Source organism: Microbispora rosea, assembly GCF_900156315.1.
Taxonomy (GTDB): domain Bacteria; phylum Actinomycetota; class Actinomycetes; order Streptosporangiales; family Streptosporangiaceae; genus Microbispora; species Microbispora rosea.
The window spans coordinates 78,994-90,060 of sequence record NZ_FTNI01000037.1 but is presented as its reverse complement, the minus strand read 5'-3'; the positions used below and the strand labels follow the sequence as shown (position 1 = coordinate 90,060).

Annotated in this window: 12 protein-coding genes and 1 pseudogene; 7 read left to right on the top strand and 6 right to left on the bottom strand. The window is 71.1% G+C overall.

Annotated features, from left to right (window positions below):
- On the top strand, window positions 1-498 hold a 498-nt coding region (locus BXA11_RS36415; RefSeq protein WP_483237920.1), incomplete at its 5' end, for a DNA-directed RNA polymerase subunit beta.
- A gap of 16 nt (window positions 499-514) precedes the next feature.
- On the opposite strand, the gene BXA11_RS36410 is transcribed toward BXA11_RS36415, so the two are convergent.
- A complete protein-coding gene (locus BXA11_RS36410; protein WP_030511272.1) occupies window positions 515-1,468 on the bottom strand; it encodes a tyrosine-type recombinase/integrase in 954 nt (317 codons plus the stop codon).
- Between the two features lie 97 nt (window positions 1,469-1,565).
- Here BXA11_RS36410 and BXA11_RS36405 point away from each other — a divergent pair, with 97 nt between their 5' ends.
- Entirely contained in the window at window positions 1,566-2,903 is a 1,338-nt protein-coding gene (locus BXA11_RS36405; protein WP_076441972.1) for an AfsR/SARP family transcriptional regulator, read from the top strand.
- The gene (locus BXA11_RS36400; RefSeq protein ID WP_076441969.1) at window positions 2,816-4,141 is read left to right on the top strand and encodes a hypothetical protein; all 1,326 of its coding nucleotides are present in this window, start codon (window positions 2,816-2,818) and stop codon (window positions 4,139-4,141) included. The genes BXA11_RS36405 and BXA11_RS36400 overlap by 88 nt, the downstream gene beginning before the upstream one ends.
- On the opposite strand, the gene BXA11_RS36395 is transcribed toward BXA11_RS36400, so the two are convergent.
- Window positions 4,101-4,529, bottom strand: a complete 429-nt coding sequence (locus tag BXA11_RS36395) for a glutaredoxin domain-containing protein (protein ID WP_076441995.1) — start codon at window positions 4,527-4,529, stop codon at window positions 4,101-4,103. The genes BXA11_RS36400 and BXA11_RS36395 overlap by 41 nt on opposite strands.
- Before the next feature lie 204 nt (window positions 4,530-4,733).
- Here BXA11_RS36395 and BXA11_RS36390 point away from each other — a divergent pair, with 204 nt between their 5' ends.
- The 3 genes and pseudogenes from BXA11_RS36390 to BXA11_RS36380 form a co-directional block, all read left to right on the top strand.
- Complete coding sequence (locus BXA11_RS36390; protein WP_076441967.1) at window positions 4,734-5,618, top strand: DUF2268 domain-containing putative Zn-dependent protease; 885 nt, start codon at window positions 4,734-4,736, stop codon at window positions 5,616-5,618.
- A 10-nt stretch (window positions 5,619-5,628) separates the two neighbouring features.
- Window positions 5,629-6,387 carry a MerR family transcriptional regulator gene (locus BXA11_RS36385; protein WP_076441965.1) on the top strand — a complete coding sequence of 253 codons (759 nt, stop codon included), beginning with the start codon at window positions 5,629-5,631 and terminating at the stop codon, window positions 6,385-6,387.
- Between the two features lie 173 nt (window positions 6,388-6,560).
- A pseudogene (locus tag BXA11_RS36380) lies at window positions 6,561-7,142 on the top strand (Tn3 family transposase); the annotation flags it as partial.
- 23 nt (window positions 7,143-7,165) lie between these two features.
- On the opposite strand, the gene BXA11_RS36375 reads toward BXA11_RS36380, so the two are convergent.
- The 4 genes from BXA11_RS36375 to BXA11_RS36355 form a co-directional block, all read right to left on the bottom strand.
- A complete protein-coding gene (locus tag BXA11_RS36375; protein ID WP_204053992.1) occupies window positions 7,166-7,660 on the bottom strand; it encodes a TetR/AcrR family transcriptional regulator in 495 nt (164 codons plus the stop codon).
- 231 nt (window positions 7,661-7,891) lie between these two features.
- On the bottom strand, window positions 7,892-8,455 hold the full coding sequence (locus tag BXA11_RS36370) for a carboxymuconolactone decarboxylase family protein (protein WP_076441959.1): 564 nt from the start codon (window positions 8,453-8,455) through the stop codon (window positions 7,892-7,894).
- A gap of 22 nt (window positions 8,456-8,477) precedes the next feature.
- Window positions 8,478-9,143: a hypothetical protein gene (locus BXA11_RS44145; RefSeq protein ID WP_204053991.1), complete on the bottom strand. Its 666-nt coding sequence runs from the start codon at window positions 9,141-9,143 to the stop codon at window positions 8,478-8,480.
- A gap of 430 nt (window positions 9,144-9,573) precedes the next feature.
- The gene (locus BXA11_RS36355; RefSeq protein WP_204053990.1) at window positions 9,574-10,128 is read right to left on the bottom strand and encodes a TetR/AcrR family transcriptional regulator; all 555 of its coding nucleotides are present in this window, start codon (window positions 10,126-10,128) and stop codon (window positions 9,574-9,576) included.
- Here BXA11_RS36355 and BXA11_RS36350 point away from each other — a divergent pair.
- The gene (locus BXA11_RS36350; protein ID WP_076441957.1) at window positions 10,091-11,050 is read left to right on the top strand and encodes a ketopantoate reductase family protein; all 960 of its coding nucleotides are present in this window, start codon (window positions 10,091-10,093) and stop codon (window positions 11,048-11,050) included. The genes BXA11_RS36355 and BXA11_RS36350 overlap by 38 nt on opposite strands.
- Window positions 11,051-11,067: the final 17 nt, after the last annotated feature.

Here is an 11,067-nt window from a genome sequence, read left to right as displayed (position 1 = left end):
TCCGGCGAGCCGTTCCCGCACCCGATCTCGGTCGGTTACATCTACATCCTGAAGCTGCTGCACCTGGTCGACGACAAGATCCACGCTCGCTCGACCGGTCCGTACTCGATGATCACCCAGCAGCCGCTGGGTGGTAAGGCGCAGTTCGGTGGCCAGCGCTTCGGTGAGATGGAGGTGTGGGCCCTGGAGGCCTACGGCGCGGCCTACGCGCTGCAGGAGCTGCTGACGATCAAGTCCGACGACGTCCTGGGCCGGGTGAAGGTCTACGAGGCCATCGTCAAGGGCGAGAACATCCCCGAGGCGGGCATTCCGGAGTCCTTCAAGGTCCTCATCAAGGAGATGCAGTCGCTCTGTCTGAACGTCGAGGTCCTCTCCAGCGACGGCATGTCGATCGAGATGAGGGACACCGACGAGGACGTCTTCCGCGCGGCCGAGGAGCTCGGCATCGACCTGTCCCGGCGTCCCCACGAGGGCGCGATGACCGTCGACGACATCTGAGGAACGGCGGGCCCGGTCAGCGGGCGGCGCCGGGGACGCGGAGCCGGTCGACGGCCTCGCGGCGGCGCCGCTCGGGCCGCCGGTCGTAGCGTGCGGTGGTGGCGGGGGAGGCGTGGCCCACCAGGGCCTGGGCGGTGGCGAGGTCGACCCCGGCGTCGAGCAGTTCGCCGATGAACGTGCGCCGGAAGTCGTGCGGCGTACGGGGGGAGGCCCCGGCGGCGGCCAGGCGCCGGGAGACGATGTCGGCGATGGCCTGGCCGGTCATGTGGGCCAGCCGCAGCCGCCCGCCCTTGTTGATCGGGCAGAACAGGGGACCCGTCGCCCGTCCGCGTACGGCGAGCCAGAGGTCGAGGCGCTCGACGGCCTCCGCGGTGAGGTAGACCAGTCGTTCCTTGTCGCCCTTGCCGCGCACCCGCAGGGAGCGCGCGTGGGGATCGAAGTCGGCCAGCGCGAGCCCGGCGATCTCGGCGCGGCGGCAGCCGGTGGAGTAGAGGGCCGCCAGCATCGCGCCGTCGCGGCGGCCGGCGGGGGAGTGGTCGCCGTCGCACACCTCGAGCGCGGCCGCCAGCGCCTCGGCCTCAACGTGTCGTCCCGCCGGGACCCTGGTGTGCTTGTAGGCGGGCAGGTCGGCGGCCCGCTGGTAGTCCTCGCCGCTCATCAGGCCGAGCCGCCACGCCTCCTTCAACACCCGGCGCAGGGCGACCAGGTGCTTGTTGACGTGCGAGGGGGACCAGCCCTGCTCCCGCATGAGCGTCCGCAGCCGGATCGTGTGCTCGTAGCGGAGCAGTTCCCAGGGCTGGCCGGCGCCGGTCGCCTCCGGGTCGCCGGTGATGAGGCGGGCGATGCGGTCGAGGCAGCCCTTCATCGTGCGCTTGGACTCGGGGCTCTGCAGCGCGTCGAGATACACCCGGTAGGGGTCGCGCTCGGGCCGTGCGGGGGTGTTCCGCTCGGGGACGGCGGGGGTGTTCATCGCATCGATCCTACTATGAATCTACATTGTAAAGGCGGTGGGTCGTGGCAAGATCATTCCGCCACCCGTCAGACCCCTCGACGACAATGAGGGAACCATGCGGATCGGGATTCTCGGGCCGTTACAGGTGGCCGACGGCCACATCAGGGGTGCGCGCCTGCGGGTGCTGCTGGTTCGGCTGGCCCTGGAACCCGGCAGGGTGGTCACCTCCGACAGCCTCGCCGCGGACCTGTGGGAGGAGCCGCCCGCCAACCCGGTGGCGGCGCTGCACTCCCTGGTGTCGCGGCTCCGGCGTGAGCTGCGGGATGGACCGCGCGAGGGGCTGCACAAGGGACTGCACGGCGGGCTGCAAGGTGTGGTGGTGTCGCATCCGGCAGGTTACCTGCTCGACGTCCCGCCGCAGGAGGTCGACGCGGTCGAGTTCGAACGCCTGGTGCGTGCGGGCCGGGCCGAGCGCGATCCCGAGCGTGCCGCGGCGTTGCTGCGGTCCGCCCTGTCACTCTGGCGGGGTGCGGCGCTCGCCGACGCGGCGGGCCTGCCGTTCGCACGGGTGGCGGCGGCGCGCCTGGAGGAGCTGCGCCTTTCCGCGCTGGAGGCCTGGGTGGGGGCCGACCTCACACTGGCGGACGCGGCGGCGGCCGGAGCGCTGGTGGCGGAGCTGGAGGAGATCGTCGCCGCGCATCCGCTGCGTGAGCCGTTCCACGGCCTGCTGATGCGGGCGCTGCGCGCGGCGGGGCGGCGCGGGGACGCGCTGGAGGCGTTCGAAGGCGTCAGGCGGCGGCTGGCGGACGAGCTGGGCGTCGATCCCGGGCCGGAGCTGCGCGCGACGCATCTGGAGGCGCTGCGCGAAGCGCCTCAGGCGAGAGCCGCGCGGGTCGTACGGGGGAACGTGCCGGCGCCCGTGTTGAGCCTGGTGGGGCGGCAGGAGGACGTGGCACGGGTGCGGAGCCTGCTGTCGGCCGCGCGGCTGGTCACGCTGACCGGACCGGGCGGGGCGGGCAAGACCAGGCTGGCGGTGGAGGTCGCGGGCGGGCTCGCCGCCGCTTCGGGTGTGTGGCTGGTCGAGCTGGCCTCCACCGGGGATTCGGCGGGGGTGGTGGCCGCCGTCCGGGCGACCGTACCTTCGGGCGGGCCCGAGCCGGACGGGGACATCGCCGCGCGGCCGGCCGTGTCGTCGCTTGACGCGCTGGTGCGGGGGCTGGCGGGCCGGGAGCTCGTGCTCGTGCTCGACAACTGCGAGTACGTGGTGGCCGGTGCGGCGGTGGTGGCGGAGGGGTTGCTGGCGGGGCGACGGCGGAGGCGGCGCTGCGGGTGTGCGGGGCCGGCCTGGAGACGGTGGCAGGTCTGGTGGACAGGTTGCTGGTCGTCGTGGCCGAGCCGGACGGGCCCGCGGACCGGGCGGCCAGGACGCAGGCGGCACAGAGCGAGGCGGTGAGCGAGGCCGCGGGGATTCAGGCGGCACAGGTCCAAGAGGCCCAGGTCCAAGAGGCGCAGATCCAGGCGGCGCAGAGGCGTCCGGCGCAGGTGCGTTACCGGCTGCTGGAGACGGTCCGGGCGTACGCGGCCGAGCGGCTGGAGGAGGCGGGCGAGGCGCGGGCCGTGCGGGACCGGCATCTGGGCTACTTCCTCGGGACCGTGGAGGAGTCCGAGCCCGGTTTGCGCACGGCCGACCAGCTTGGGCTGCTGGCGATGCTGGACGCCGAGCGGGGAAACCTCGACGCGGCGCTCGGCCATGCCGTGCGGACCGGGCAGGAGCGGCAGGCGTTGCGGCTGTTCATGGCCAGGCTGTGGGCGTGGACGGTGCGGGGGCGTGGCGACGAAGCGGCGGGGTGGGCGCGGGCTGTCCGGGCGGTGCTGGGTGAGGCCGCGCCGCCCGGGCTGGAGCTGCCGCACACGTTGTGCGTGCTGCTGGCGTCCGACGGGCCGTACGCGGCGCCGGAGGCGCTGCGGGTGGTGGAGGAGTCGGGTCATCCCGTGGCGTTGTGGGCCTGGATCGTGGGGGTCAGGCCTTCGGGCGGGGCGGTGGACCACTGGCGCAGGGCGCTGGCGGCGATGCGGGCGTTCGGCGATCACGAGGACCCGTGGGCGCGGGCGACGGGGCTGTTGATGGGCGAAATCGGGGAGTTCGAGTACGGCCGGGGGAGGGCGCGGGCGGCCGAGGGGTGGTTGCGTGAGGCGCTGGCGCGCTACCGCGCGCTGGGGGAGCGGTGGGGGCTGTCCCTGGCGCTGTACTGGCTGTCGCTGGCGGCGGAGAACCGGGGTGACGCGGCGGAGGCGCTGGCGCTGCTGGAGGAGGCGGCGGAGCTGGCGGGGCTGCTCGGAGGGCTTGAGTCGGTTCCCGTTCCGTTGATGCTGCGGGTGCGACTGGCCCAGTTGCGTGCCCGTACGGGTGATCTGGTGGGGGCGGAGCGGGAGCTAACGTGGGCCGGCGAGGTGGTGGGCCGCACACGGGATTTGGTGGCGGCGGCGCGGGTGCGGCAGGCCGCGGGGGAAGTGGCGCGGCGGCGGGGGGCGCTGGGTGCGGCGCGGACGCTGCGCGGGCTGGACGGCGTTCTCGACGGCGTTCTCGACGGTGTACCCAGGGTGTGCTCGGGCGGGGGCGCCCCGCGTCCGCGGCCGCGGCCGAGGTTCGTCAGGGCAGTTGCGCGCGCACCCATCGAGGGTCGGGATTGACGTGCGGCTCGCCCGCCACGACCACGGTGGGCACCGTCTCGTCGCCGCCGGTGGCGGCCCGCACCGCCGCGGCGCCGTCCGGATCGCTCCATATGTCGACCCAGTGCATCCGGTAGGCGTGGCGGCCGAGCCGGGTGCGCAGCCGCATGCAGAAGCGGCAGCCGGGGCGCCAATAGACGATGGGCCGGCCGTCGGCCGCGCTGCGGTGCAGCGCCTCCGCCGTGCTGACGGACCTCGGGAAGATCAGGGGGGACAGCAGGACGGCGCCGACCAGGAAGATCAGGAGCAGTGTGACGGCGGCGACCGGGGACCCCTGGGCGATCTGCCGCGCCGCTGCGGCGAGCCCGAGGGCCAGGAAGAGGATCGGCAGCATCCATCGGCGCAGCATGGCGATCACGCTAGCGCATCCGCCCGGGGTGTCTGCGGCCGAGGGCGGCCGGTTTATCGACGACCTGCTGGAACGTGCCTCGGCGAAGAGCGCCGCGGGTGCGCGACGACGGTCTCCTCCGGCTCCGCCCACCGGTGCTCCGGCCGGCGCCGTGTCCGCCCGGGTTTGACCTTGACGCTGCGTCAACTTCTAGCATCGGTGGCCATGTCGATCACCATTCTTGACACCTGTTCCGCCATGCGGCGGATCCTGCTGGCCCCGGTCGCGGACCGCGTCGACCTGCTGCGTTCGATGCTGGAGGCCAACAGGGGCATGTACCGCTACCAGCCCGGCGAGGTCGACCTGGTGGCCGTACACCGCGAGACATCCGGGTTTCCCGTCGACCGGGACGAGGAGCGTTGCCTCGACGCGCTCGAAACCCTGGCGGCGGCCGGGGCCTGGGAGCGGATGCAACGCGCGCTCGACCACGCTCTCGCCGTACTGCTGGAGGCGACGCCGGGGCTGCGGGTCCCGGACATCACTGTGCTGCTGGTGCTCGGCGATCCAGGGGACGAGCACTTCATGGGTCCCTGCTTAGGAGTGACCGGGTTCGGCGGCATCTCGGGCCACATCGCCATCACGGTGTGGCCCTTCCCGGAGAACGTTGAGCGGCTGGAGGCCACCGCCGTGCACGAACTCCACCACAATCTGCGGTTCGGCCCGGGCGGGGTCGTGTGGGACCCGATGACCGTCACGGTCGGCGAGCACGTCGTCTCCGAAGGATTGGCCGACGCCTTCGCCCGGCAGCTCTACGGCGACGAGCTCGGTCCCACCCGCATCGGCGTGCCGCACCTGCACGACGACGAGGTCTTCGGCAAGGTGCTCACCGGGCTCGACGTGACAGACATGCGGAACCTCACCGCCTGGGTGCACGGCGACCCCAGCGCCGAGCGCTACGGCCTCACGCCGGTGGGACTGCCGATGGGCGCCGGGTACGCCGCGGGCAACCGGCTGGTCGACACCTACCTGGCGGCGACCGGGCAGACGGCGGCGCAGGCCCTGCACGCCGGCAGTTCGGAGATCATCGCAGCCACGCTCCGCCGCGGGTGAGACTGGGACGATGGAGTGGACGATCCAGGAGCTCGCGGCGAGGGCCGGCGTCACCAGCCGCACGCTGCGTCACTACGACCGGGTCGGGCTCCTGCCCCCGTCCCGGGTCGGCGCGAACGGGTACCGCTACTACAACCCCACCGCGGTCGCCCGGCTCCAGCGGATCCTGCTGATGCGCCGCCTCGGCATGGGCCTGCCGGCCATCGCCGAGGTCCTGGCCGACGAGGTGGACGCCTGTGACGGGCTCCGCGCCCACATCGCCGCGCTGGAAGAGGAGCGGGACCGCGTCGAACGGCAGATCCGGTCGGTGCGCCACACGCTGGAGGCCCTGGAGTCGGGGGCGGAACCGCGGATGGACGTCATGCTGGCGGGGTTCAACGACGGATACAAGGACGAGGTGATCTCACGCTGGGGCGAGCGGGCGTTCCAGGCGAGCAACGACTGGTGGCACGGCAAGACCCTTGACCAGCAGCGGGCCTGGAAGCAGGCCGCCGAGGACCTCGTCGCCGCATGGGTCGCCGCGGCGAAGGCCGGGGTCTCCCCGGCGTCGGAACACGCGCAGTCGCTTGCCGCCCGGCACGTCCGGTGGCTGAGCCGGATCCCGGGCACCCCCACGGCGGAGGGCGACCGGGAGCGCTCGATCGAGATGGTGGAATGCCTGGGGGACATGTACGTCGACGACCCCCGCTTCGCGGGCATGTACGACGACGCCATGGGGGCGACGCTCGTCCGCGACGCCCTGCATGTGTACGCGCGGACCCGGATGTAGCTCCATCGAGGAGACTCGCCAGGCACGCCGGTCACCTGGACACCGTCAGAGAACTGCTCGACGGCGAGACAGGGTAAGGGGCTGAGGAACATCCATGTCAGACCGTGCGCTAAGGGTTCGTCGGGTTGTTTGGCGCTTTGCAACGCGCAAATCCGAAGTAATTCGGCCGTCGGGGCGGTGCGACCTGGCTGAACATGATCAACCACCAGGCGGCGGGCCTGGGCGGGAAGGTCGTGGCCGGCACCCCGCGCGATTCCCTGTACGTGCTGGACGTCCTCTACGACCGCGACGGCGGCAAACGCCCGCAGATGATCGTCACCGACACCGCCTCCTACAGCGACATCGTGTTCGGGCTGCTGACCCTGGCCGGGTTCGCCTACGCTCCGCAGCTCGCCGACCTGCCGGAGCAGAAGATGTGGCGCATCGACCGTACTGCCGACTACGGCGCCTTCCAGGACGCTGCCCGCGGCCGGGCCGGGCAGCTCTACCAGCGCTACCAGGACGGCATGGAGGACCAGATCGGCGCCCTCGGCCTGGTCCTCAACGCGATCGTGCTCTTCAACACCCGCTACATGGACGCCCCCGTCGTCCAGCTCCGCGCCGACGGCCTCGAGGTCGGCGACGAGGACGTCGCCCGGCTCTCACCGTTCGTGCGCCACCACATCAACGTGCTCGGCCGGTATTCTTTTCAGCTTCCCGACCTGCCGGGCGGTCTGCGGCCCCTGCGCGCGCCTGATGCGATGCAGGAAGGATGACACGCATCGATCACCAATACAGTTCAGCGCCGTAGCGCTGCGAGCACCATGTCTCCGTAGCGGCGCCACGTTGCAGGGTCGCGTTCGGCCAACCGCACCAGTTGCAGAGCCGTACCACACAGGACGACCCGCAGATCCATCTCAGTGACGTCTTCACGCAGCTTCTCGGCTGCCCGCGCCCTCTCCATCGCCCTCACCAGGGTTTCCAAGACGGATGCGGCGGCCGGGGAAGTTGCATCCGCAAGCCTCTCCGCGAGGAGACGATCGCGCGCCAAGGCGTCGAAGAGTTCGAGGACATAGAGGTGGAATGCCTCGTAGGGGTCGGCTTCGCGCAGTGCCGAGGCAGTGTGCTGTTCAAGCCGCTCCAAGCTCAGCCCCGTGATCGCCTCCAGCAGGTCTTCCTTGGCAGGAAAGCTTCGGTAGACCGTCGCCTTCCCGACCTGGGCACGCGCCGCGATCTGGGGAACGGATGCCTGTGTGCCGTACTCGCGAAAGATCTCGACAGCAGCAGCTACCACGCGCTCGTGGTTACGGCGGGCGTCCGACCGCCTCGACGTACCGACTGTCCGCTGGTCAGATCCGGAATCCTTGGAAGGGGACATCTTCGGGGAAACCTGCCTTGAAGTGGTGGACGATCACGTTGACGGCATAAGGTGCGCGATGCCGTTGGGCGACCGCGGGCGTGCCCACCGGTGAACCTGGTCGGTGATCCATCCGGCTGAATCACGGACGGTCTGGCGCAAAAGGATTCAGTCAGAGGTGCTGTCGGTCGGTGTGTTCAGTATTGGTTCGTCGCCGTAGACCTTGGTTACTTCAACGTCTAGGACCGTTGAGATCCGGCCGAATGACCAGTAGTAGCCGATTACCTGCAGTACCTCGACCAGTTCGCGTTCGGTGAGGAACTTGCAAGCCTGCCCGAATATCTCGTCGGAGATATGGGGGCGCTGCACCACGTCGACCGTGAAGCGGAGCAGGGCGCGGTCGGAAGGCGAAAGCTCGTGACTGTCGATTTGCCTGGAGCGGATCAGCTGCCGCGTCCGCTCGTCGACCCCAGCCGACTGCGACATGGGGCTGTGCTGAGCTGCGACGAACGTGCTGTCGGTGTACTCGGCGACGGTGAGGATCACCAGCTCACGTGAACGGGCCGGTAGTTCCATGGCGGTGAACTGCGCTTTCGCAAGCTGAACGAAGGGCTTCACGGTGCCGGCCGAATGCGACAGCATTTTGACCATGGGGTCGGGCGGCAGGGAAGTGAGGAACTCGCGGACCTCGGCCGGGAACGACGCGGGGTCCGGATCGGTCAGGCGGGGCATGCTTACTCCGATCGTCAGGGAATCAGTGGGTCTCGTCCGCGTCGATGTCGAAACCGGTCTCGCTCAGGTGCTGAAAGCGGCCGTCCTCGGCGAAGGTGCCGAAGATCGCGATTTCGCGGCTCTGGGTGGAGCCGTTCTCGAGGGTGATGTGGAAGACATGGCGCTCGGCATAGGTGGAGCCGTCGCGCAGTTCGTCAAGAACGGTTACCGCGCCGTTGGTGACCTGGCTCCTCACGCGCGCCACCATCCCCCCGAACTCTTCACGGCTCAGCGTTTTTCCGTCGCTGCGGTGGGTGTAGTCGGGGGCGTAGTACCGGTCGAGGACCTGACGCAGCTCCTCGTTTGGGTCAGGCTCGAAGACCAGGGCCCGGAGAGCTTCGCTGATACGAACGTGGGGCATAGGGAAGTTCCTTGCATGCTGACGGCAACCCGAAAACGGACCCGAGGGTCCGGTAGTAAGAGTACCGGACCCCAGGGTCCATTTCCAGCCCGGTCTTCGTCTGCCCTGGTTCTTCGCCATGAACATCAGCAGGCTCACGCCGGCTTCGCCGAGGTGGGTCAGGCCCGAGTGCCGCCACTCGTGCAGGTCCCAGCCGGAGCCGGCCGCGCCGCCGACGGCTGTATGACGGTCCAGCAGCGCGCGGGCCTGCCCGTACGACAGCCGGGCCAGCCCGGTGTCCGGGCACACGTCACGCGGCGCGAGTACCCTGCCGGGACCCGCGCGGCGGTGGGTGACGAAGACGGGCCGCGGGTCCGGCCGCGCAGCAGGCGGGGCAGGAGGCGGGCGGTGCCGGCGTCCCAGTAGACCGTCTCCAGCACGAAGTCCTCCCGGGCCCGCGGTGCCGTAGCTGCGGGCGGTGTTCGGGTTGGTGAGCGAGCCGAGGAAGGCATCGCCGGCCGCGCGGACGGTCAGCGCCTTCCCGCCCGGAGCTGGACGACGGCGGGCACCGCTTCCCCCTTGTCACGGATGCCGGGGCCGCTTCGCGCACCGGCGCGGCGGCCGTTATCCGTGGAACGGCTTCAGAAGGGCCCGGTCGCCGACGCTCTGTCAGCCGCCCACCAGGGCCGGCGAATCCTTAGCGCACGATCTGACATGGATGTTCTTCAACCCCCGGGTACTACTGGCCGCCCGCCGGAGGCGGAAGGGGATGCCGCCGGAGGGCCGTGCCGGCACTGTCCTGCTCGTGCTCGCGCTGACCGTCGCCCGAGCCCGACCGGCGCAGCCCGTCCAGCACGAGGGTGATGACACCGTCGGCCTCGGCCCGCCAAGCGGGGCGGTCATGGGCGGCGCCGATGCCGTGCAGCGCCATCATGACGGCGCCGGCATCCACGTCGTCGCGGACGGCGCCGTCCTTCACGGCGGCGGCCACCAGGTCGGTGACAGCCTGCTCCAGCGCCCGGCTGCCCTCGGCGAGGGCACCTGAGCCGGCGGCCATGAGCGTGGCCAGCGTCCGGGCGAGGCCCTGGTGGGCGTCTATGTGGTCGACCATGCCGCGTAGGAAGGTCGCCAAAGCCTCCGCCGTGGGCAGCGTGGCCTGCAGTCGGCGGGCGCGGTCGCACAGCGCGGCGACTTCGCCGTGGTAGACCGCCTCGGCCAGTGCCTCCCGGGTGGGGAAGTGGCGGTAGAGCGTGCCGGTGAAGATCCTGATGTTGGGCCGAGGCGTGATCGCCACCGTCTACGGCTGGGTCCTGCAACAGGCGGGACACGACGTCGAGTTCTACGTCCGGCCGGGCCGCGCGGCGACGTACGGAGACGCAGTGGACCTCGACCTGATCGATATGCGGCGCCGGGTGTGGGGGCAGCGCGTCGTCGAGAGGTGGCCGGTGCGCTACCGCGAGGCGCTGGAGCCGGACCACGACTTCGACGTGATCGTGCTCAGCGTGCCGCACCATCGCCTCCCGGAGGCGACGGCCTTCCTGTCCCCGCGTGTCGGCCAGGCCACGGTGCTGGTCTTCGGCAATATCTGGACCGAGCCGCTGGCCGCGATCGGCGCACTCCCCGTCGACCGGATCGCCTGGGGCTTTCCCCAGGCCGGTGGCGGTTTCGGCGCGGACGGCGTGCTCCGTGGGGGGCTGCTGTCGTCGGTCGTCTTCGGCACCCTCGACCGGCCGCCGACCGACCGGGAACGGGCCGTGCGCCGGGCGTTTCGCGAGGCCGGGCTCCGGCTCAAGGAGCACCCTGACTTCCGCGGCTGGCTATGGGTCCATTTCGTGTCGGATGCCGGTCTGTTCTCGCAGGGTCTGCGGCTGGGTTCCCTGTCCAAGCTGGCCGGGGCGACGCGCGACCTGCGCGAGGGGCTGCTGGCCGGCCGCGAGCTTCTGCCGCTCCTCAAGGCGCGCGGCGTCGACCTGCGACGTCACCGGGGCGGGGTGATGCTGTTGCGCGCGCCCACCTGGCTGACGGCCCCCGTGCTCGCCTGGCTGACTGCTCATTTCGAGCCGGTGCGCGCGAATTTCGCAGCGCACTCCGACCCCGACGCCGAGGAGCCGCGTGAGGTCTGCCGGGACACCCTGGCCGAAGCACGCCGGTTGGGCGTCGCGGTACCGCGGCTGGAAGCGGCGGAACCGAGCTTCGCCCGCGAGGTGACAGGCTGAGTGAGCGGGCCCGATGG

Bases quoted from the DNA above. Each gene is read 5' to 3' on its own strand.
- BXA11_RS36390 (WP_076441967.1), top strand. From the start codon at position 4,734: ATGTCGATCACCATTCTTGACACCTGTTCCGCCATGCGGCGGATCCTG.
- BXA11_RS36410 (WP_030511272.1), bottom strand. From the start codon at position 1,468: ATGAACACCCCCGCCGTCCCCGAGCGGAACACCCCCGCACGGCCCGAG.
- BXA11_RS36395 (WP_076441995.1), bottom strand. From the start codon at position 4,529: ATGCTGCGCCGATGGATGCTGCCGATCCTCTTCCTGGCCCTCGGGCTC.
- BXA11_RS36405 (WP_076441972.1), top strand. From the start codon at position 1,566: ATGCGGATCGGGATTCTCGGGCCGTTACAGGTGGCCGACGGCCACATC.
- BXA11_RS36385 (WP_076441965.1), top strand. From the start codon at position 5,629: ATGGAGTGGACGATCCAGGAGCTCGCGGCGAGGGCCGGCGTCACCAGC.
- BXA11_RS36370 (WP_076441959.1), bottom strand. From the start codon at position 8,455: ATGCCCCGCCTGACCGATCCGGACCCCGCGTCGTTCCCGGCCGAGGTC.